We start from the raw sequence: 22,424 nt of genomic DNA, 5'->3' as shown, positions 1-22,424 counted from the left end.
CTTTTTCGGACGCCAATGGCCCTCGGCTCGCGCACCATCCGCCTGCGCCAACCTCATTTTCCCGCGTCGATGGCATCGAGTTGCAACCTCGTGCGGAGAATGGTCTTCCCCGCCTCCTCGCCCGCATCGAACACGTAATCGGCGGCGGCGATGTGAAACGATCCTCGAGCGACATCGTAGCGCGCGAGCAGCCGTGGATCGATCGGGAGGGAGACGCGGCGGCTTTCGCCAGGTTCCAGACGGACACGAGCGAAGCCTGCGAGCCTCGGCACGAAACCGGCAGGGCCTGGCAGCGACACGTAGATCTGCGGTGTATCCGTGCCGGGCCGCTTGCCGACATTGGTGACCGTCAGGGACGCCGACAGTGCGCCGTCCCGCCGCTCCACCGAGAGATCGGAGAGAGCGAACCGGGTGTAGGAGAGGCCAAAGCCGAAGCGGAAGAGCGGGTCAAGACCCTGGCGGGCAAACCAGCGATAGCCGACATCCGAGCCTTCCACATCATAGGGGATGTGGACGGTGCCGCCCTCGATGGGCCTGCCCGGACTCGAGGCCAGGAGCGCCGGATCGCTTTGCGTCGGACGCGGCAGCTGCCCTTCGTCCGCCGGGAAGGTCAGAGGCAGCCGACCGGCCGGATCGACCCGGCCGAACAGGATCGAGGCAATCGCCTCGCCGCCGCCGGCGCCGGGGTACCAGGCTTCCAGGACCGCCGGCACCTTGTCGAGCCATGGCATCGTGACCGGCCCGCCGGTTTCCAACACCACGATCGTTCTCGGGTTGGCGGCGGCAACAGCTTCGATCAGCGTCTCCTGATGGCCAGGCAGGGCCAGGCCTGCCGCATCGAGCGCTTCCGTCCGCCACTCCTCCGCGAACAGGATGACAACATCTGCATCGCGTGCTCTTTGCGCCGCCGCCGCGATATCGGTGCCATCGGCATAGGACACCTCCCCGGAAACGTCCGAGCGGATCGCGTTGAGAGGCGAGGACGGGTGGTAGACCTTCTCGGTCTCAAACCCCATGAGGTTCGTCCCGGGCAGACGAAGGCTGCCCGGCGGCGTGACGGACGAGGAGCCGCCGCCGGAGAGCACACCCCTATCCGCATGTGCGCCTATGACCAGAATGCGCCGGGTATCGGTGGACAGCGGCAGCAGGTCACCCGCATTCTTGAGAAGGACAATGCCGTTCTCGGCCACCGTGCGGGCCACGAGGCGATGTGCGGCAGGATCGACCGTATTGGTGTCTGGCCTCTGCGAAGCATCGATCACGCCGGTCGCGAACAGACTGCGCAGGATCCGGCGCACCATGTCATCGATGCGCGCCTGCGGCACCCGTCCCGCAGCGACCGCCTCCCGCAACGGTCGCCCGAAATAGGGCGCCGGGTCGAGCATGGCGCCGGACTGCACGTCGAGCCCCGCGAGCACCGCCTTTTCGGTCGAATGGGTGCCGCCCCAGTCGGACATGACCCAGCCGGCATAACCCCAATCCTGCTTGAGGACGCGGTCGATCAGAAAACCGCTCTCAGACGCGTATTCGCCGTTGACCAGGTTGTAGCTCGTCATCACAGAGCCGGGTCGACCGATCTCGATGGCAATCTCGAACGCGAGCAGATCCGCTTCGCGCAAGGCCGCTTCCGCAAGGTTGGAGCTTGCCATCACCCGCCCATTCTCCTGGGCGTTGACGGCGAAGTGCTTGACGGTCGAGACGATGCGCGCGGACTGGATGCCGGCGACCGATTGGCCCGCGATCAATCCGGTGAGCAGCGGATCTTCGGACACGTATTCGAAGGTCCGTCCGCCGCGTGGCTCTCGGATCAGGTTGGCGCCACCCGCCAGTTGCACGTTGAAGCCTCGCGCCCGCGCCTCACGGCCGACGACCGCGCCTGCCTGGTGGGCCAGGGCGGGATCGAATGTGGCGCCGAGCAGGAGCGAGGATGGCAGTGCGGTTGCATCGTCACCCGGGCGCGCATTGCCGCGATTGGTGACGCCGAGACCGGCATCGTTCTCGAGGCGGGCGGGGAGGTCCAAGCGCGGGATGGGCTGGTAATACGCTGCCGCGCCGGGCTGGGGCGAGGCGGGAGGAGCGTCCGGCACCGGCAGCAGTTGCGAAAGCCAGGAAAACTTCTCGTCCTCGGTCATTTGGCGGACGACGCTCTCGGCCCTCAGATCGGGGGACAGCTCCGGGTTTTGCCAGGGGCGTTGCCCGTGTGACGGCTCTGCCTGGGGTTGCGTCGGTGCGGCAGAGAGTGAGAGCAGGAGCGTCAGGCTCATGGCGCCGGTCCTGCGGTTCAAGCGGTCCATGGGGCACCCTTTCCGTTCCGAGGATCGGCACTCTTGGGATCGTTGGACAGACACTCTACCGGCTCAGGTCAGCGCATTCTTGCCGCAACGGCGCCGCCGATCTTGGCGAAGCGGGGACCATGAGACCTGACGATTATCCGTCCGGGCAGGCCATGACTGAAGCTAGCGCATCGTGCGAAAAAGTGGACCCGGCTTTTCGCAAGACCGATGCGCTCTCTGCGATGCATGATCCTCTGATCAGGACCGGGCGAGAACTCCGGTAGCGGGCTTGTGCGAAGGGACCGGGGATCGGATCCATGACGCCCGGGGAGGCTGAACCGGGAGCTCTTTGGCGGGAGCTCTTTGGCGGGAGTTCTTTGGCGGGAGCTCTTTGGCGGGAGCTCTTTGGCGGGAGCTCTTTGGCGGGAGCTCTTTGGCGGGAGCTCTTTGGCGGGAGCTCTTTGGCGGGAGCTCTTTGGCGGGAGCTCTTTGGAATGAGAGGCAGGCGCCTGTCCGTTACTGTCAAGCGAATGTCCCTTCCTATCAAGCGTGGTTCCCTGAACCGGTGTTCCTTGCGAACCTGCGAAGTCGCGCTCCCTGAGCCGAGGACGGCATTCTCTGTCTGGCTCGCAGGGGGAACTGGTCGCCACTCAGAGGACCGTGGCCATGAACAACGTCACCTCGTTCGCTCTGTCCTTCGCCACCGCCAGCCTTCTGGCCATCGCCGTGGCGCAGGCCCAGCAGGTCACCGGCACACCCGGCGCGCCGGACGCGACCACGACCATCGACGGACGCCAGCTCCCCACGCCGGACCCGCAGTTCGGCGGCGTGATCAGGGACGAGGCCTTGCAGTCCACGCCGTGGTGGGCGCCACGCATCGTGCCGCCGAAAGGCGCCCCCAACGTCCTGCTGATCATCACGGATGACGCCGGCTTCGGCGTGCCCAGCACCTTCGGCGGTGTCATCCCGACGCCGGCCCTCGACCGGGTCGCCAGCGAGGGCCTGCGCTACAACCGCATGTTCTCCACGGCCTTGTGTTCGCCGACGCGCGCCGCGCTCATCACCGGGCGTAATCACCACTCGGCCGGGTTCGGCGTGATCTCCGAGCAGTCCACGGGCTTCCCCGGCTACAACAGCATCATTCCCAAGGACGAGGCCACCATCGGCCGGATCCTCAAGGACAATGGCTACGCCACTTCGTGGTTCGGCAAGGATCACAACACGCCGGCCTTCGCGGCAAGCCAGGCCGGACCGTTCGACCAATGGCCGACCGGCATGGGCTTCGAGTACTTCTACGGCTTCGTCGGCGGCGATGCCAACCAGTGGCAGCCCAACCTCTTCCGCAACACGACGCAGATCTATCCGTTCGAGGGCAAGCCGCCCGGGAGCTGGAACCTGGTCACCGCCATGGCCGACGACGCCATCGACTACGTCAATCGGATGCACCAGATCCAGCCGGACAAGCCGCTCTTCGTCAAGTACGCGCCCGGCGCCACGCACGCGCCGCATCATCCGACGGCGGAGTGGGTCAAGAAGATCAGCGACATGCACCTCTTCGACGAGGGCTGGAACAAGCTGCGTGAGCGCATCTTCGAGAACCAGAAGCGGCTCGGGGTCATTCCGCAGGACGCCAAGCTGGCGCCTTGGCCCAAGGACATTCTGAAGGAGTGGGATGCGCTCTCGGCCGAAGAGAAGAAGCTGTTCGTCCGCCAGGCCGATGTCTTCGCGGCCTACGCGGCCTACAACGATCACGAGATCGGACGCGTGATCCAGGCCTTCGACGACATCGGGCAACGCGACAACACGCTGGTCATCTATATCAACGGCGACAACGGCACCAGCGCCGAGGGCGGGCCGATGGGGACGCCCAACGAGGTTGCGTTCTTCAACGGCCTGAACGAGCTGCCGGTCGACGTCCAGATGAAATTCTACGACGTCTGGGGCACCGAGCAGACCTACAATCATATGTCCGCCGGCTGGTCGTGGACCTTCGACACGCCGTTCACCTGGTTCAAGCAGAATGCGTCGCAACTCGGCGGCATCAACCAGAACATGGCCGTGTCGTGGCCGGCGCGCATCAAGGACAAGGGGGCCTTGCGCGAGCAGTTCGTGCACGTGATCGACGTCGTGCCGACGATCCTCGAGGCCGCCGGCATCCGGGAGCCGGAGGTCGTCGACGGCATCCGGCAGGCGCCGATGGAGGGCACGAGCTTCGCCTATACCTTCGACGCGGCGAACGCCAAGGCGCCGTCGCGGCACATGACCCAGTACTTCGAGATGATGGGACAGTGGGCGCTGTACAACGACGGCTGGCTCCTGAGCACGAAGGTCAACCGCGCTCCGTGGGAAGCCTTCGGCCCGGCCAATCCCGACCCGCTGAACAACCAGGTGCTCCAGTTGTACGACCTGAACACGGACTTCAGCCAGACCACCGACGTGGCGGCCGCGAATCCCCAAAAGGTCGAGGAGCTGAAGCGAATGTTCGTCGCCGAGGCGAGGAAATACCAGGTGTTCCCGATGGATGCCTCGGTCGCCGCGCGGATCGTCGCGCCCCGACCGAATATCACCGCGGGCCGCTCCGAATTCGTCTATACCCGGCCGATGACCGGGCTGCCGCAGGGCGACTCGCCGCTGCTGCTGAACACGTCCTATACGATCACGGCCGACATCGAGGTGCCGCAAGAAGGAGCCGAGGGAATGATCCTGACCTCGGGCGGGCGCTTTGCCGGGTACGGCTTCTACCTCCTCAAGGGCAAGCCGGTATTCCTGTGGAACCTGGTCGACCTGAAGCGGATCAAGTGGGAGGGCCCAGAGGCCCTCGCGCCGGGCAGGCATGTTGTGGAATTCGCCTTCACGTACGACGGCCTGGGTGCGGGCACGCTTGCCTTCAACAACTTCAGCGGGATCGGCCGGCCGGGCACCGGCACGCTCAAGGTGGACGGCAAGGAGGTTCAGACGATCACGCTTGAGCACACGTTGCCGATGATCCTGCAATGGGACGAGGCGTTCGACATCGGCTCGGACACGCTCACCGGCGTCAACGATGCCGATTACACGCCGCCGTTCCCGCTGACCGCCAAGCTGAACAGGCTGTCGATCAAGGTGGACCGACCGACGCTGTCGCCGGACGATGTCAAGAAGCTGGAGAACGCCGAAGCCACTGCGGTGGACGGCACGCCGCTGACGCGGGTCCAGGCCGGGCCTCAATAGCCAGGCACGGCATTCCCGCAACGCGACGATCACGGAAATGAGGCCCGGTCGATCGCCCCGATCCGCGCCAGCGACACGCCCATACCGAAGGTGGCCGCGTCGTAGGTCGGCGCGGGGCAACCGGAGGCATGACGAGCGAAGCGAAGGTCCGCTCACGCCGGGGACGCGCAAACAAGGTTAAGGTCGGCCCCGTTGCCGGGAGCGGTCGTTCCCTGCCGGCCGTTCTCCTCAGCCGAACAGAGCCCGGGCCATGTGGCGCAGATCGACGGGCTTGTCGCAGCGGGGCACATCCCTGTAGGCCTCCGGCAGAGCCCATTGCTCGTAGCCGGTCGCAAGCACGAACGGCACACCGCGCTCGCGCAGGGCGTCGGCCACGGGATAGGCCTTTTCGCCCCTGAGGCTCACGTCCAGGATGGCGCCGTCGATTGTCTCTTCCATCGCCAGCAGCCTCAGTGCGTCGGTAACGCTCGGCACCGGCCCCACCACCTCCGCGCCGACCTGCTGCAAGTCACGCTGCAAGTCCTCTGCCATCATGTATTCGTCCTCGACCACCAGGATACGGCGGCCTTGCAGGGTGGAAACCGTCCGAGGATCAGGCATGCTCCGCCTCCCGGTGCGTGGTGGAGATCGGCAGGGTGATCGTGCAGCGCACCCCGTCCGGTGTCAGTTCGTACAACGTCTCAGCCCCAAGCTGATACGGCAGCGACCGCTCGATCAGCTCACGCCCGGAGCCGCGCCGACAAGGCTGTCCTTCGGCCGACGGCGGTATGGGCACTCCATTCTCCCGCCACTCCATTCGCAAACGCGTCTCGCCATCTCCGTCCGTCAGTCCCCACCGCACCGTCAACCTCCCCTCGGGCCGGGAGAGCGCCCCGTACTTCACCGCGTTGGTCGCCAGCTCGTGCAGCCCCAGCGCGAAGGTCTGCACGGTGGATGAGCGCAGGCGCACCCCCTTCGGCCCTTCCAGCGTCACCCGCGATCCCTGTCCTTCGCCATCCACGACGCCGAGCCCGGCCAGCTCGGCCCGGATCAGCTCGTCGAAGCTGATCCGGTGGCCCTCCTCAAGTCGCGACAGCAGCCCGTTCACGCGACTCAGCGCGTCGATGCGGTCCCGGAAACGCTCCCGGAACGCCTCGAACGAGGAGCTGCTGGCGAGGGTCCGATCCGCGATCGAGCGCAACACGCCCAGGAGATTGCGGGTGCGGTGCTGAAGTTCAGCCACCAGCACCTTCAGTCGCTCCCCACCCTCACGCAAAGCCTCCTCGTCCCGCTTGCGGCCGGTGATTTCGAGGGCAGCCCCGATGAGTCCTACGGGCCTGCCGTTCTCGAATGTGGTCCGGCCCTGGGTCGAGATCCAACGCTCGACACGGTCCTGAATGCCCACGACGCGATACTCGATGGCATAGATTCCATCCCCCGTGGGATCCGTACACCGGGCAACCGCCGCCTCGACCCGTGCACGATCTTCGGGATGGATGCCGGACAGCCACACCTCGTAGTCGACGTGCGCGTCCGGCGGCAGGCCCCACATGGCCCTGAGGCGGTGATCCCATTCCAGCGCACCGGTGGCCGGATCCCAAGTGTAGGGCGACAGGCCGACAAGATCGATGGCCGCCTGGAGCCGCGCCCGACTCTCATGAAGGGCGAACTGCGCCTCCTGAAGGTCGGTAACGTCAAGCGAACAGCCGACGAAGCGGCCCTCGCCCACCGGCCGGCCGCTGTTGCGGAGCCAGCGGTATCGGCCGTCGGCGCGGCGGAAGCGGCACTCATAGGCATAGGCCTTCCGCTGTGAGAACGCTTCACGATAGGCGGCCGCGTAAGCCGCGGCGTCATCCGGGTGCAGGAACTGCGCCCACCCCATCCCGCCGATGGCATCGAAATCGACCCCGAAGAAGTCGAGGTAGTGCCTGTTGACGAAGGTCACGCCGCTTGCGTCGGTTTCCCAGATCAGCACCGGCGCCGTGTCGGCCATGGCGCGGAAGCGCTCTTCGGTGTCGCGCAGCGCTGCCTCCGCCCGCGCGCGCTCGGCCGCCGCCCAGGTGCGCTCGGCGACATCCCGCACGAGCGACACCTCCGCATCGGTCCAGGCGCGCGGCGCCGTGCAATGCACGCCGAACTCGGCCACCAACCGGCCGCCCTTGGCGAGCGGCACGACGACAGCGGCCCGCACGTTGGCCTCAGCCCACGCGGCTCGCTCCGACGGCTCAAAGCCGGGGTCGGCCTCGACATCGGCGACGACCAGAAGCTCGCCGCGATAACGCCTCGGCATCGTGCGCGCGCCGAACGGCCGGAAGGTGAATCGATCAGGGAACGGAACGGCCGACGGATCGCTCCCACGTGCGGGCCGCACGTATTGCCCGCGGATGGTCCCTGCCTCGGCGCCAAGCTCGCCCTCGACTTCGGCGTACATCGCCCGGTCGACGCCCAGGTGCGTGCCGAGCAGCCGGGTCGTGACGGCCTGGATTTCCGCCGCGTCGGCAAGCGGCCGGAGGGCGTCGCTCAGCTTCAGCAGGAACGCCTGCCGCTCCTCGCTCTCGCGCAGCGCCTCCTGCGCCTGCTTCGCGGCGTTGATATCCATGATGATCGAAACCGCGCCAGCGACCTTATGATGGGGATCGAACAGGGGCACGGAAGCAACGCTTGTCCACACCTCGGCGCCGGAATCGTCGGTGTAGAGGAACTCTATTCCCGGCACGCAACGCTCGCCGCGAAGCGCCCTGGCGCCGGGGAAGTCGCCGGCCTCGATCGGCCGACCTTCGCTGTCCCAGGCGCGCCAGCGCCAGCCTCGCGTTGGGTCTCGCGACGGCAGTCGGCCACCCGGCGTGAAGCGATCCCATTCGGGATTGGACATGATCACGTGGCCGTCGGGGCCGATCAGGGCCAGGCCGACAGGCAGCACCTCCAGCATGGCCGATTGCAGCCGCCGGCCCTCGTCCCTCTCGCATTCCGCACGTTCGGCACGCACCCGGGGGGTGGCATCCGCCGTGACGTTCAGAAGGCCCGCCACCGCGCCCGCCTCATCCCGCACAGGCGAGTAGGAGAAGTTCCACCACGTGTCCTCGGGATAGCCGTGCCGGGTCAGCACCAGCGGCATATCCTCGAACCGCACCGTCCCGCCTGCGAACACCCGCTCCACGAGTGGTTCGATTTCCTCCCAGATGTCGAGCCACGCTTCGCGGAACGGCAGGCCGAGCGCGTACGGATGCCGCTCGCCAAGCATCGGGGCATAGGCATCGTTGTAGAGGACGGTTCGCTCCGGGCCCCAGGCAATCTGCATGGCGTGACCGGAGGCCAGCATGATGTCGACGGCGGTCTTCAGGCTCTGCGGCCAGCGTTCGATCGCTCCGAGGGGAGTAGAAGCCCAGTCGTGGGCGGCGATCAGGTCGGCCATGCGAGGGATGTCGCTCGTCGAGTGCTGCATGGCAGGTCCTCCTCGCGGGCAGGCGGCTTCGTTCCTCATCGAACCCGCATGGCCGTCATCGGCTCCAATCTAACAGCCCGTGCGACCAAGCGCTCCTCCTGATGGCCTTTCCATTTTGACTTGCCATTTGGATTTGCCATTTGCGCTTGGGGCAGCTTCGCGGCGAAAGGCGTCCGCAAGGCTGCCTTCGCGCCAGAGCATCGGGCGTGAAAAGTGGAATCCACGTTTGGGACCAGTGCGGTGCTCCCACGATGCGCTCGGGTCAGCCATGAACCGACCTCCTGCAGCCGTTGAGGCCCGTCCGAGACGCCTCCTCTAGAGCCTTTTCCGCAAAAGTGGATGCCGGTTTTGCGAAGAAAAGGCGTCTTTCTCAAACAACAGGAGCCTTTTCCAACAGGAGCCTCACAGTACACGACAGTCTGGTGGTGGACGGTGCGATCTGGTGGAGTAGCGGATTCTTCGCCAAAAGGATCCTGCTATGCCGATCTGTCTTCGCACCGCCCTGATGCGGACTTTAGCGCCGCACCTGGGTCTGAGCCAATCCCGTCTGGAAACCGCCTGCCTGTTTCTGGTCGCGCTGATCCAGGGCCGCACGGTCAACCTGACCCATGTCGCCAGCCAGTTTCCCGGACCGGCCCGCTATGCCTCGAAATACCGTCGCCTGCAACGCTTCTTCCAGGTTGTGCGCTTCGACCAAACGGTGGTGGCCGCCCTGGTGGTCCGCATGCTCAACCTGTCGCGGCCGAAATGCCTGGCGCTCGACCGCACGCACTGGAAGATCGGCCGCCGCGACATCAACATCCTGGTGCTGGCCATCGTCACGCGCCGCTTCCGGGTGCCGCTGCTGTGGAGCGTTCTCACCCATCCGGGCAACAGCACCAGCGCCCAGCGCATGGCCCTGATGCGGCGCTATCTGGCCCGGTTTGGGCCCGACACCATCGAGCTGCTGCTGGCCGACCGTGAGTTCATCGGGGCCGACTGGATCAAGTTCCTGATCGACCACGACATTCCGTTCGCCATCCGGGTCAAGGAGGACTTGCGCCTGGCGCTCGCCGACCGGCAGCTGTGGTCGATCCGGACCCTGTTGCGCACCAAGCGCGCACGCCACCTCATCCACACCGTCGACGTGTTCCTGCCCGACCACCCGACCCCGCTGCGGCTCGCCGCCCGCCGGATCAAAAGCGGCCAATGGCTCGTCGTGCTGACCAACCGCACCGATCCGCGCCGGGCGTTGCAGACCTATCGCCGGCGCTGGGCGATCGAATGCCTGTTTGCCGAGGCCAAGACGCGCGGCTTCAACCTGGAGGATACGCACCTGGCCGATCCGGGCAAGATCGAAACCTTGACCGCCCTTCTGGCGCTCACCATCACCTGGGTTTACGCCACCGCGTCGCGCACCATGGGGCTCAAGGCCATCCCACGAAAAGTCCATGGCCGGCGCGCGAAGTCATGGTTCCGCACCGGCCTCGATACCCTCAGGCAGGCGCTCTTCAACACCCCTCACATCGCCGCAAACGCATGGACGGCAAAATGTCCGATCAGGCTCAAAGCAACATGAGTCGTGTACTGTGCAGGAGCCTTTTCCATGAACCGAAGTTCATGGAAAAGGCTCTAGGCCTCGACCTCGCGCGGAACACCGATGCGGGAGCGGTGCGGGGCGAACAGGCAGGCGAGCCCCAGGATCGCGCCCGAGGCTGTCGCGATCATGCCGGCCGCGCTGACGGCATCATGGCCACCGAACCACAACGGCCCGTAGCCCGCGAACACATAGCCCAGCACGGCCGAGATCGTCGCGAAGAGAACGCTCCACGCCACCTGCGCCTCCAGGCGATCGGTCATCAGCCGCGCGGCGGCCGGCGGGCAGATGAACATCGCGATCACGATGATCGACCCGACCGCGTCAAAGGCGGCCACGGCGGCCACCGCGGCCGCCACCACGAGGCCGAAGCTCAAGGCCGCTGTCGGGATCCCGAGCGTGCCGGCGAAACCCTCGTCGAAGGTGGCGAGCTTGAGCGGACGCCAGAACAAGCCCGTGAGCACCGCGATCAGCAGCGTCACCGTGGCCATGCGCCAAAGTTCCGGCGGCAGATTGGCGAGGGCCTGCGGGTCGAGCAACGAGCCCCAGCCCTCCGCCGACAGCCAGATCAGGCTCTCCAGATTGCCATAGAGCGCATGCTCCACGTCGAGATGCACGGTGCTCGTGTCGCTCTGCTCCAGCAGAAGAACCCCCGCCGCGAACAGCGAGGTGAACGTCACGCCCATGGCCGCTCCCGGCTCGATCCGGCCGAGCCGCCTGATCGCCTCGATCAGAACCACCGCAACGACCGCCGCACCCGCCGCGCCGAGCATCATCGGCCAGGTCGAGATCATGCCGGTCAGCAGGAAGGCAACGACGATTCCGGGCAGAACGACATGGCTGATCGCATCGCCGATGAGGGCCTGCCGCCGCAGGATCAGAAAGTTGCCCGGCAGGGCGCAGGCCACGGCGGCGAAAACGCCGATCACCAGCGGCGTCAGGCTGAGTTGAACGAATTCAGCACCCATCAGGCCTCTCCTCCTACCGGCACCGGGCCGCCGATCCGACGATCGATTTCCGCAATCTCATCCCGGGTCAGCACCGCCTCAATCGGCGTCACCCCGTCGTATCGGCCTGACACGGCCTCGTCATGGTGGATCTGGCGCGCGATTTCCCAGCGCCGCTCGTCGCGCAGCACCCTGGCGCCCTGCGCCCGACCCGCCTCGGTCGCAACGCCGTCCGTGCGGATCAGACCATCCCGGCGCAGCACCGAAACAGTGAGCGGATCGAGGATCGGCTCACCATGGGCCAGCGCCAGCAATCCCTGGCGGCGATGAACCCGCACCTGGAAGCGCCGGCGGCGAAGGATCGAGGCGAGCACGCCGCGGCTGGGCGCAAGCAGAAGGGACGCCACGAAAAGAGCGAAGCACACAAGCACGATAATCGGCCCGGTCGGCAGGTTCGGGGCGGAGGCGGAGAGAGCGGCACCGACATAGGCCGACACGCCGCCGATGATGCCGGCGACGGCCACGAGCCGCCCGGTGCGGTCGGTCCAGAACCGGGCCGTCACGGACGGAATGATGAGCATCGCGACGATCAGGATCAGGCCGACGATCTTCAGCCCGGTCACGGTGACGGCCATGACCAGGCCCATCATGGCCAGATCGACCCTCCGGACGGAGACGCCCGACGCCGCGGCGAACTCCGCATCGAAGGCCACCAGCGTCATCGGCCGGCGCAGCAGGACGAGGGCCGCGATGGCGCAAGCCCCGCCGGCTGCGACGATGACGGCATCCTGGAACAGCATGCCCGCGGTCGAGCCGAGCAGGAAGCCCTCCAAGCCCGCCTGCTTGCCGCGTGACATGGTCTGGATGATCGTCAGGAGCACGATGCCGAAGCCGAAGAACACGGACAGCACCGCCCCGATGGCCGCATCCTCGGCCAGGCGCGTCCGGCGCGTGATCCATTCGACCATGAGCAGGCCGAGGCCGGCCGAGAACGCCGAGCCGACAAGAAGCCCCGGCAGGTTCCGGCCGTCGCCCCCGAACGCCGCCATGACCAGGAAGGCGATCCCCACGCCCGGCAGCGTGGCATGCGCGACCGCGTCGCTGACAAGCGCCCGCTTGCGCAGGAACAGGAAGGCGCCGCCGCTTCCGGCGGCAATGCCGAGCAGGGCGGCGCCGACGGCGACCAGGGCGGCGTTGTAGCCCGACTGCAGGATCAGGGCGCGGATGAAGGCGTCCAGCATCGTCTCATGCCGCCGGCAGCTTGAGTTGATCGATATGCGTCGTCGCCAGCCGCCCACCATAGGTGGCTTGCAGGTTCCCGGCCGTGAACGTCCTCGCCACCGGTCCCTCGGCGACCTTGCGCACATTGATGAGAAGGACGTGGTCGAAATAGTCCACGACCGTCGCGAGATCGTGGTGGACGCAGACCACGGTGCGCCTCTCCGCCTTCAGCGCCTTGAGCACGTCGATGATGGCCTTCTCGGTTGCGGCATCGACCCCGGCGAAAGGCTCGTCGAGCAGGTAAAGATCGGCGTTCTGGGCCAGCGCGCGGGCGAGGAACACGCGCTGCTGCTGGCCACCGGAGAGCTGGCCGATCTGGCGTCCGGCGAAATCGGCCATGCCGACCCGGTCGAGGCAGGCGAGCGCCGTCGCGCGATGGGACCGCCGCACGAGGCGCAGCAGCCCGAGCTCCCGGTAGAGTCCCATCAGCACGACATCGATCACCCGGGTCGGGAAGTCCCAATCGACGCTCGCCCGCTGGGGCACGTAGGCGATGCGGCGGCGCGCCTTCGCCAGGGGCTCGCCGAAGACCGCGACGGTCCCCGAGAGCGCCGGCACGATGCCGAGCGCAGCCTTGAGCAGCGTCGACTTGCCCGCGCCGTTCGGGCCGATGATCGCGACCATGCTCTCGGGCGGCACGGCCGCATCGACGGAGAACACGGCGGGCTTCTCACCGTAGGAAACGGTCATGCCCTGAATGGCGAGCGGGCTCTCGGCGGAAGCGGCCGGGCGACTGGCCCGCCCCTCCCCGGCGGCCAGGTGAACGGCGGCTGAGGTCATCGCACCCACCCCCTTCAGTGCCCGGCCGCGAGCTTGTCGCGCATGCCGCGCTCCGGCGCCTCGCCGCCGAGTGCCCGGGTGATGGTGGTGGCGTTGTGATCGATCATGCCGAGATAGGTGCCCTCATAGGCGCCCTCCTTGCCCATGGCGTCGGAGAACAGCTCGCCCCCGATGGTCACCGTGTGCCCCTTGGCGGCGGCCCCCTCGATCAGGGCGCGGATGTTGCGGTCGGAAACGGACGACTCGACGAAGACGGCGCCGATCTTGCGGCCGACCAGCATGTCCACGAGCTCGGCGATGCGGCTCAGGCCGGCCTCGCTCTCGGTGGAGATGCCCTGGATGCCGAGCACCTCGAAGCCATAGGCCGCGCCGAAATAGTTGAAGGCGTCGTGGGCGGTGAAAAGAACACGGCTCCCGGCCGGAACCGAAGAGAGCACTCTGGTGGTGTAGTCGGCGAGCTCGGCGAGATCCTTCAGGTGCGTCGCGGCATTGGCCGCGAAGGTGGTCCTCGCCTCTGGCCGGGCGGAGGCGAGCGCATCGCGGACCGCGACCACCACCCGCGACCACAGCTCCGGGCTCATCCAGACGTGCGGGTCGAACCTGTCGGCGTAATCGTCATGGGCAAGCAGCAGGGTCTTCGGCAGCGCCTCGGCCACGGCGACCACCATCCGCTTTTGGGCGAGGTCGCGCATGAAGCCCTCCATCTGGGCTTCGAGAGAGAGGCCGTGCCAGAGCACGAGATCGGCCTTGGTCAGGGCGACGATATCGGTGCGCGTCTGGCGGTAGGCGTGGGGATCGACGCCCGGTCCCATGAGCGCCTTGACCTCGACCAGATCGCCGCCGACCCGGCGGGCCGCGTCCGCGATCATGCCGGTGGTCGCGACCACCTTGATCGGGCTGGCCTGGGCCTCGGCCGGAACGGGGTTCCACAGACCCGCCACGGCAGCCAGGGCTGTGGCGAGGCCCAGGAAACGGCGTTTCGACAGGAGTCTCGGAACCATTCTCTTCTTCTCCGGGAGTGGGCGGCGCGGCGGCGCCTCAGGTGCTCTGATCCGCTGATGCTAATGCGAATGATTTGCAGGAGTCAATGCAATTAGGAATGAGTTGCATGTAATGCCTCCAAACACGCCGCGACCGGCTGTCGTGGAGGCATGAGCGACAGACTGAAGGTCCTCGGTTCGTCGCCGGTCAGACGCCGCTCCTGATCCGGCGCCACCCCATCGGCCCGGATGGGGCAGGACTCTGCCTCGATTCGCGGCACCTCTGTCGGAGCACGGATCGACGGGCGGGCCCCTCCGCTTTCCACGCCCCCCAGCGTGAGACGAGAGGCAACGTTCGGCCCGAGGGACGAATTGGTGCCGCACCCAACCCAAAAGGAGGTCGCCCATGCAGGCGGCCCTTCTTTTGCGCGTCCGGGTACCCTTCATCCGCTTTCGCCTTGCAGGCCGACATTCAGGCCTCACGTGAAGCCTCACGCAGAGCACGCGGCGGCTCGGCCGCACGAGCGTCCCGGCTCGATCCCGCGGCGCGAGGGATCATGTGAACCTGGAGAGGAAGTCCCCAAATGTTCAGCCATTGTCCTTATCGGTCAAGCAAGCCTTGGCGCCATATGCATTGCTAACGCTCTCGAAAACGCGATGAGCCAGCTTTCGCTTCCGTGTCCGGGCCATCCTGCATTGCAATCTCAGGCGCTGGCCGCCCGCATCCGGAACCATCATTTCGATGTGACGTGAAACGGCAATCGATCTTCGAGGTCAGCAAACGGAACCGCCAAGTGCCTATGGCGACGCGCCTTGATTTTCCTGGATTTGAGGGACAACCGCGTCCGCCCTCCGCATGAGAAAGACGACACGGAGCACGTCCGTGGAGTCTTTCGCGCCAAAGGTCGGGTGTCTTGAGGTCGCGCTCCTGGAACGGAAACGAGTGGCGTCATGAGAGCAAGCGAGGTGAGGCATCTTGGAAACCAACTCGGCGACGGATGATCGGAGTGCCCGCTGGATCGAGTTCCTGTCCCTCGGAATCCTGCTTGTCGTGTGCGGAGTCGCCGCGATGCTTGCGCCACACTACTCGACCGTGGCCGCGAGCACGATCCTGGGCTCCATCCTGGCATTCGCCGGAGCCGCCACGATGCTCCAGGCGATGCGCGTCAGGCATTGGGCGGGCTTTAGCTGGCAGATGGTGCTCGGCGCCGCCGAGGTCGTCGGCGGGATTCTCATTGTCCTCACTCCGATGAAGGGGGCCGCCGCGATTGCGCTCCTGATTGCGATCGTCCTGTTCGTGCAGGGCGTCACGCAGATGGGTGTCGCCTTTCGCACGAGGCCGGCCGCGGGCTGGGGCTGGCTTCTCGGCGCCAGTCTCGCCACCATCCTCATCGGGGCCGCGTTGGTCGTTCGTTTCCCCTATGCGGCATTCGAGGCCCCCGGCGCCGTGGCCGGGTTCGCCATCGCGCTTGGCGGCCTCGGCTACATCATGATCGCGATCGGGCTCCTGAAGGCCAAGGCAGGAGGTCCGGCATGACGGCGCGCTGCGGCACGGCTTGGACCGCCATGGTCCTGGTGCTCCTCTGCGCCGGCTGCGGCAATGAAGCACCGGAAGAGGCAGAACCGATCCGTCCGGTCCGCACGATCGCCGTCGAGCCGGGCGTGAAAGCCGCGCCGCAGACCTTCTCCGGGCGCATTGCCGCGCAGGACCATCCGACCTTGGCCTTCCGTATCGGCGGCCGTGTGGCCGAGCGGCCGGTGGATGTGGGAATGGATGTGAAACAGGGTCAGGTCATCGCCCGGCTTGACCCCGAGAACGAGTTGAACGCCCTGCGCTCGGCCCGAGCGGCGCTCGCCGATGCCGAAGGTGGGTTGCGCCGCGCGGACGGTCAGTTCGAGCGGCAGTCCCATCTGCGCGAGCGCGGCGTCGCCACGCAGGCGGATTTTGAGGCCGCCGAGCAGGCGCGTCGGGCCGCCGCCGCGCGGGTCGAAGCCGCGCTCGCGCAGCTGCGAATCGCCGAGGATCTCGTCGGCTTTACCACTCTCGAGGCGGACGCCCCGGGAAACGTGACGGCGGTCTCCGCGGAGCCGGGCGAGGTGGTCGCCCCCGGTCAGCCGGTGGTTCGCCTGGCGCGGCGCGAGGGCCGCGATGCGGTTTTCGAAGTCCCGGCGGAGCAGCTCGCCACCCTGGATCCCGATGCGGACATCCTCGTGACGGGCGGCAGCGACAACACGCACCGGGCCGTCGGACGGGTCCGCGAGGTGTCGCCCGAGGCCGATCCCGTGACCCGCACCTTCACGATCAGCGTGGGACTGGCCGATCCCCCGCCGACCTTTCTGATTGGAACCTCGGTCACGCTCAACGTCGGAGGCGCCGCAGACGACAGCTTGGCCATCCCGGCCACCGCGCTCACCGACCGCAACGGCACGACCGGCGCGTGGATCGCCGATCCGGAGAAAGGCACGGTGTCCTTCCGACCGCTCCAGATTCTCCGGCGCAATGCCGCCACGGCCGCAATCGGGCAAGGATTGGCGGCCGGCGACATCGTGGTGACGGCCGGCGCGGGGCAACTGCGCGAGGGCCAGAAGGTCCGGTTGATCGGGAGGGAATCATGATGCGGTTCAACCTCTCCTATTGGGCGCTGAGGCAGCGTTCGGTGGTGGTCTACCTGATGTTCGTCGCGGTGGTCGCCGGCGCGATCGCCTATCAGCGGCTCGGGCGCGCGGAGGATCCCGCCTTCGTGTTCAAGACGATGGTGGTCTCCGCCGCGTGGCCGGGAGCGACCCTGGACGACACCCTCAAGCAGGTCACCGAGCGGCTGGAGCGGCAGCTCGAGGAGGTACCGGATCTCGATTTCGTGCGCAGCTACACCGTGCCGGGCCAGACCACGATCTTCGTGAACCTGAAGGATGCGACGCCGGCCCGCAACATCCAGGAGCGCTGGTTCCAGGTCCGCAACCTGGTCTCCGACATGGTCCGGACCCTGCCGGCCGGCGTGGTCGGGCCGTTCTTCAACGACCGCTTCGGCGACACCTTCGGGATCATTTACGGCTTCACCGCGGACGGCTTCACGCACCGCGAATTGCGCGACCAGGTCGAGGCCATCCGATCCCGCCTGCTCCTCGTTCCCGACGTGTCGAAGATCGAGATCATCGGCGCGCAGGACGAGCAGATCTTCGTCGAGTTCTCGGTCAAGGAGCTGGCCAATCTCGGGATCGACCGCTCGGCCCTCATCGATGCCATCCGGGCGCAGAACGCCATTCGCCCGGCCGGGACGATCCGCACCGACGAGGAGAACGTGTCGCTGGAAGTCTCGGGTGCGTTCGGCTCGGAGGCGGATCTGGCGCAGATCAACTTCCCGGTCGGCGACCGCATGCTGCGGCTCGCCGACATCGCCACCATCCGCCGCGGCTATGCGGATCCCCCGCAACCCATGTTCCGGGTGAACGGCCAGGAGGCGATCGGCCTCGGCATCGCCATGCGGGACGGCGGCGACATCATTGCGCTCGGCCGCAATCTCAAGGCCGCCATGGCGGCTGTCACGGCCGACCTGCCGGTGGGCATCGAGCCGTGGCTCGTGGCCGACCAGGCGGTCACGGTCGATCTTGCCATCGCGGACTTCATGTCCTCGCTCTGGCAGTCGGTGGCGATCATCCTGGCAGTGAGCTTCATCAGCCTCGGCGTCCGGGCGGGTCTGGTGGTCGCCCTGTCGATCCCGCTCACGCTCGCGGTCGTCTTCGCCCTCATGATGGTGGCCCATATCGACATGCAGCGCGTGTCCCTGGGCGCACTGATCATCGCGCTCGCCCTGCTGGTCGACGACGCCATGACCACCACGGACGCGATGGTCACGCGGCTCGCCGCGGGCGACGAGAAGATAAGCGCGGCCACCTATGCCTTTCAGCATTATTCCATGGCGATGCTGGCCGGCACGTTCGTGACGATCGCCGGATTCGTCCCCATCGGCTTTGCGGCGAGTTCAGCCGGAGAATACACGTTCTCGCTCTTTGCCGTGGTGAGCATCGCCCTCGTCGTATCCTGGTTCGTCGCGGTCGTGTTCTCGCCGGTCCTCGGCGTCGCGATCCTGAAGTCGCCCGCAGGCCACGCAGACGCCGCCCCGACCGGCAGGATGGCCAAGACGTTCCGGTCGATCGTGTCGAAGGCGATCGCGGCGCGATGGATCACCATCGGGGCGACCCTGGGCCTGTTCGTGCTGTCTCTGCTGGCGCTCCCCTTGGTGCCGCGCCAGTTCTTTCCCGCGTCCGACCGGCCGGAGCTGCTTGTCGACCTGAAGCTGCCGCAGAACGCCTCGATCCATGCCAGCGAGGCCGTCGCCGGGCAACTCGACGCCGTCCTCGCCAAGGATCCCGACGTGGCGCGCTGGAGCATCTATGTCGGGCGCGGCGCAATCCGCTTCTATCTCCCGCTCAACGCGCAGCTGCCGAACGACTTCTTCAGCCAGGGCGTGATCGTCGCGAAGGACCTGACCGCCCGCGAGCGCCTGCAGGCGAGACTCGAGACCCTGCTGGCGCGCGACTTTCCGGGCGTCGTCTCACGCGTCTCTCCGCTCGAACTGGGTCCACCGGTCGGTTGGCCGATCCAGTACCGCGTGAGCGGGCCGGACCCCGTGCAGCTGCGCACCATCGCCCTGCAGGTGGCCCGCGCGGTCTCGACGAGCCCGAAAACCGGACAGGTCGGTTTCGACTGGATCGAGCCATCGCGTAAGGTTCATCTGCAGGTGGATCAGGACGAGGCCCGGAGGCTCGGGCTCAGTTCGCAGCAGATCGCGGCCGTGCTCGGCACCGTGGTGTCCGGCGCGAGCGTCACCCAGGTCCGCGACGACATCTACCTGATCGACGTCGTGCTCCGCGCCCGCGAGGAGGAGCGTCTTTCTCTCGACGCCTTGCGCAGCATGCAGGTCGCGCTCCCCAGCGGCCGGTCCGTTCCGCTCTCCCAGTTCGTCACCTTCGCATATGAGCAATCGGCTCCGCTGGTCTGGCGGCGCGACCGCGTGCCGACCCTGACCGTAGAGGCCGACATTGCGCCCGGAGTTCTCCCCGAGTCGGCGGTCTCGGACCTCGCCACCCCGATCGAGGATATCCGCAAGACGCTCCCGCCCGGATACGCCATCGACGTCGGCGGCACCGTGGAGGAAAGCGCCAAGTCGCAGAGCTCGGTCATGGCCGTCGTCCCCGTGATGATCCTCATCATGCTCACCGTCCTGATGGCGCAGCTGAGGAGCTTCGGGCGATTGGCCATCGTGCTCAGCGTCGCGCCGCTCGGCCTCATCGGGGTGGTCGGTGCGTTGCTCCTCGGCGGCAAGCCCCTCGGCTTCGTGGCCCTGTTGGGCATCCTCGCCCTGATCGGCATCATCACGAAGAACGCCCTGATCCTCGTGGGGCAAATCGAATACGAGCGCGCCAGCGGCAAGTCCGTGCAAAATGCGGCCATCGATGCCAGCACGGTCCGCTTCCGCCCCATCGTTCTGACGGCTGTGTCGACCGTGCTCGGCATGATCCCGATTGCCTGGACGGTGTTCTGGGGCCCGATGGCCTTTGCCATCATGGGTGGATTGCTCGTCGGTACCGTTCTCACTCTGATCTTCCTTCCGGCCCTCTACGTGACGGCGTTCGACCGCGGCCCGCAAGAATCGCCCGCGGCGACGCCCCCGGCGGAGGCCCAGGTCCTGACGACAGCCGAGGGCCGCCAGTCATGACGTTTCCGCACCCTGCCCTGCCGGCCCTCCTCATCCTCACGATCCTCACGCTTGGCGCCTGCGGCAGCGAGAAGCCGCCCGCCGTCGCGGCACGGCCCGTGAGGGTCGCGACGGTCGAGCCTGGACTCCACGGCGAGACGGTGCGGCTGACCGGGGACATCCAGGCCGAGAAGGACATCAATCTCGCGTTCCGGATCGGCGGCCGGGTCGTCGAGCGGAGCGTCAATGTGGGCGATCGCGTCGAACCGGGCCAGGTGCTCGCACGGCTCGATCCGGCCGCCGAGGAGAGTGCCCTCACGGCGGCCAAGGCCACGCTCGATGCCGCCCGAGGTGAACTGGCGCGGGCCGCCAACGCCTTCGAGCGGCAGGAAAGCCTTCTCGCTCAAGGGTTCACGACGCGGCCCCTGTTCGACAAGGCCAAGGCGTCCTACGAAACCGCCCAGGCCGGCGTGGAGGACGCGGAGGCGCAACTGGAGATCGCTCGCGACCGGGTGGGCTTCACCGAGCTGCGCGCACGGACCTCGGGCGTCGTTACGTCGCGCGCCGTCGAGCCGGGAGAGGTCGTGCAGGCAGGCCAGTCCGTGCTTCGGCTGGCCGGAGGCGACGGGCGCGACGCGGTGTTCGATGTCCCCGGGCGCCTGCTCGAGCGCGGCCGCTCCGATCTGCCGGTCCGGATCGCGCTCGCGGACGATCCCGCCGTCACGACGCAAGGCCGGATCCGGGAGATCGCCTCGCAGGCGGACGCGGTGACCCGCACGTTTCGCGTCCGCGTCGGGCTCGAGGCGCCGCCCGAGGCGTTCCGGCTCGGCTCGACCGTGAACGGGCTGGTCGAATTCGCGCAGAAGTCCATCATCTCGATTCCAGCCAGCGCTCTCACCATGGACGGAGACCTGCCCGCGGTTTGGATCGTCGATCCGACCGGGAAGACGGTCGCCCTGCGGCCCGTGGAGATTCTCCGCTACGAACCGCACCGCATCGTTCTCGCCGGCGGTCTCGATCCGGGCGACACGATTGTCGCGGCCGGCATCCAGGCCCTTTACCCCGGCCAGAGAGTGGACCCACTCGCGTTCGATGCGGCGCTGCCCGGACGGCCATCCCCGGCGGAGCGCCCGTTGCCGCGGCTCCGCGGCCGGACGAGATCAAGACATTCGTTCAGAAAGCGGCCCTGTAACTCCCGAGAGAAGCACCATGCCTGACGATCGCCCCCGACGCACTTCGAAGCGGGGTGCCATTCTGGTGGACCTCGCCCTGCAAGGAGGCGGGGCTCATGGCGCCTTCACCTGGGGCGTGCTGGACCGGCTGCTGGAGGAGCCATGGCTGCAGATCGACGGCATCTCCGGCACCTCGGCCGGTGCGATGAATGCCGCGGTGCTGGCCGACGGCTATGCCGAGGGTGAAGCGCGCGGGGCGCGAGCGGCGCTCGAGGCCTTCTGGCGCAAGGTCTCGGATGCGGCCCGGTTCAGCCCTTTGCGGCGGGGGCCGCTCGACCTGATGCTCGGCCGCTGGACGCTCGATCATTCCCCCGCCTTCATCGCCATGGACATGATGGCCCGTCTGTTCTCGCCCTACGACTTGAACCCGCGCGGGCTCAATCCCCTGCGGGACATCCTGGCCGACAGCATTCATTTCGATCGCCTGACCGCGGGGTCGATCAAGCTGTTCGTCACCGCCACCAATGTGCGCACGGGCCAGGGACGCGTGTTCCGGAACGCCGAGATCACGCCGGACGTGCTTCTCGCCTCGGCCTGCCTGCCCACCCTGTTCCACGCCGTCGAGATCGACGGCGAATCCTATTGGGACGGCGGCTATTCCGGCAATCCCACCATCACCCCGCTCGTGCGCGAATGCACCTCGCAGGACACGATCCTCGTCCAGATCAATCCGGTCGAGCGCACGGGGATGCCCCGGACGGCGCGCGACATCATCAACCGCCTCAACGAGGTGTCCTTCAACGCGGTGCTGCTCAAGGAGCTGCGCATGATCGCCCTGCTGCGCCAGGTGGCCGATCCCGGCAACGGCGAGGGCGCCCAATGGGCCGGCATGCGCATCCACCGCGTCGCGAGCGAGCAGATGACGGATCTCGGCTATTCCTCGAAGCTCAATGCCGAGTGGGAGTTCCTCACCATGCTGCGGGACAAGGGCCGTCGGGCCGCGGAGGCGTTCCTCGCCGAGGAGGGCAGCGGGATCGGCTCCCGCTCCACGCTCGACATCGACCGGCTCCTCGAGAGCGTGTGACGCC

At 67.2% G+C, this 22,424-nt stretch carries 14 protein-coding genes; 7 read left to right on the top strand and 7 right to left on the bottom strand.

Going from position 1 to position 22,424, the window contains the following annotated elements; translation table 11 throughout:
• Positions 1–53 precede the first annotated feature (53 nt).
• On the bottom strand, positions 54–2,294 hold the full coding sequence (locus tag RE429_RS09930) for a beta-glucosidase (RefSeq protein ID WP_414470623.1): 2,241 nt from the start codon (positions 2,292–2,294) through the stop codon (positions 54–56).
• A 645-nt stretch (positions 2,295–2,939) separates the two neighbouring features.
• Between RE429_RS09930 and RE429_RS09925 the strand changes: the two genes are divergently transcribed.
• The gene (locus RE429_RS09925) at positions 2,940–5,483 is read left to right on the top strand and encodes an arylsulfatase (RefSeq protein ID WP_414470622.1); all 2,544 of its coding nucleotides are present in this window, start codon (positions 2,940–2,942) and stop codon (positions 5,481–5,483) included.
• 228 nt (positions 5,484–5,711) lie between these two features.
• Here the strand turns inward: RE429_RS09925 and RE429_RS09920 are convergent, their stop codons facing one another.
• Positions 5,712–6,083: a response regulator gene (locus RE429_RS09920; RefSeq protein ID WP_414470621.1), complete on the bottom strand. Its 372-nt coding sequence runs from the start codon at positions 6,081–6,083 to the stop codon at positions 5,712–5,714.
• On the bottom strand, positions 6,076–8,904 hold the full coding sequence (locus RE429_RS09915; RefSeq protein ID WP_414470620.1) for a PAS domain S-box protein: 2,829 nt from the start codon (positions 8,902–8,904) through the stop codon (positions 6,076–6,078). Before RE429_RS09915 ends, RE429_RS09920 begins: the two co-directional genes overlap by 8 nt.
• Before the next feature lie 478 nt (positions 8,905–9,382).
• Between RE429_RS09915 and RE429_RS09910 the strand changes: the two genes are divergently transcribed.
• Positions 9,383–10,462 carry an IS4 family transposase gene (locus RE429_RS09910; RefSeq protein WP_414470626.1) on the top strand — a complete coding sequence of 360 codons (1,080 nt, stop codon included), beginning with the start codon at positions 9,383–9,385 and terminating at the stop codon, positions 10,460–10,462.
• Positions 10,463–10,515: 53 nt separating this feature from the next.
• On the opposite strand, the gene RE429_RS09905 is transcribed toward RE429_RS09910, so the two are convergent.
• Genes RE429_RS09905 through RE429_RS09890 form a run of 4 tightly spaced genes read right to left on the bottom strand, consistent with a single transcriptional unit; the run spans position 10,516 to position 14,489 of the window.
• Positions 10,516–11,448, bottom strand: coding sequence for a metal ABC transporter permease (locus tag RE429_RS09905; RefSeq protein WP_414474107.1), 933 nt, complete (start codon positions 11,446–11,448; stop codon positions 10,516–10,518).
• Entirely contained in the window at positions 11,448–12,668 is a 1,221-nt protein-coding gene (locus tag RE429_RS09900; protein ID WP_414474106.1) for an iron chelate uptake ABC transporter family permease subunit, read from the bottom strand. Before RE429_RS09900 ends, RE429_RS09905 begins: the two co-directional genes overlap by 1 nt.
• Positions 12,669–12,672: 4 nt before the next feature.
• Positions 12,673–13,488: a metal ABC transporter ATP-binding protein gene (locus RE429_RS09895; RefSeq protein ID WP_414474105.1), complete on the bottom strand. Its 816-nt coding sequence runs from the start codon at positions 13,486–13,488 to the stop codon at positions 12,673–12,675.
• 14 nt (positions 13,489–13,502) lie between these two features.
• The gene (locus RE429_RS09890) at positions 13,503–14,489 is read right to left on the bottom strand and encodes a metal ABC transporter solute-binding protein, Zn/Mn family (protein ID WP_414474104.1); all 987 of its coding nucleotides are present in this window, start codon (positions 14,487–14,489) and stop codon (positions 13,503–13,505) included.
• A gap of 955 nt (positions 14,490–15,444) precedes the next feature.
• Between RE429_RS09890 and RE429_RS09885 the strand changes: the two genes are divergently transcribed.
• The 5 genes from RE429_RS09885 to RE429_RS09865 are packed head-to-tail and all read left to right on the top strand — an operon-like array spanning position 15,445 to position 22,420.
• Entirely contained in the window at positions 15,445–16,005 is a 561-nt protein-coding gene (locus RE429_RS09885) for an HdeD family acid-resistance protein (RefSeq protein ID WP_414474103.1), read from the top strand.
• Entirely contained in the window at positions 16,002–17,084 is a 1,083-nt protein-coding gene (locus tag RE429_RS09880; RefSeq protein WP_414474102.1) for an efflux RND transporter periplasmic adaptor subunit, read from the top strand. The genes RE429_RS09885 and RE429_RS09880 overlap by 4 nt, the downstream gene beginning before the upstream one ends.
• Positions 17,081–20,185: an efflux RND transporter permease subunit gene (locus RE429_RS09875; protein ID WP_414474101.1), complete on the top strand. Its 3,105-nt coding sequence runs from the start codon at positions 17,081–17,083 to the stop codon at positions 20,183–20,185. The genes RE429_RS09880 and RE429_RS09875 overlap by 4 nt, the downstream gene beginning before the upstream one ends.
• On the top strand, positions 20,182–21,381 hold the full coding sequence (locus RE429_RS09870) for an efflux RND transporter periplasmic adaptor subunit (protein ID WP_414474100.1): 1,200 nt from the start codon (positions 20,182–20,184) through the stop codon (positions 21,379–21,381). The genes RE429_RS09875 and RE429_RS09870 overlap by 4 nt, the downstream gene beginning before the upstream one ends.
• The gene (locus tag RE429_RS09865; protein ID WP_414474099.1) at positions 21,374–22,420 is read left to right on the top strand and encodes a patatin-like phospholipase family protein; all 1,047 of its coding nucleotides are present in this window, start codon (positions 21,374–21,376) and stop codon (positions 22,418–22,420) included. Before RE429_RS09870 ends, RE429_RS09865 begins: the two co-directional genes overlap by 8 nt.
• Positions 22,421–22,424: the final 4 nt, after the last annotated feature.

The organism is Microvirga sp. M2 (genome assembly GCF_047497095.1).
Classification (GTDB): Bacteria; Pseudomonadota; Alphaproteobacteria; order Rhizobiales; family Beijerinckiaceae; genus Microvirga.
The sequence above is the reverse complement of the archived record's forward strand: the minus strand, read 5'-3'. Positions and strand labels throughout refer to the sequence as shown.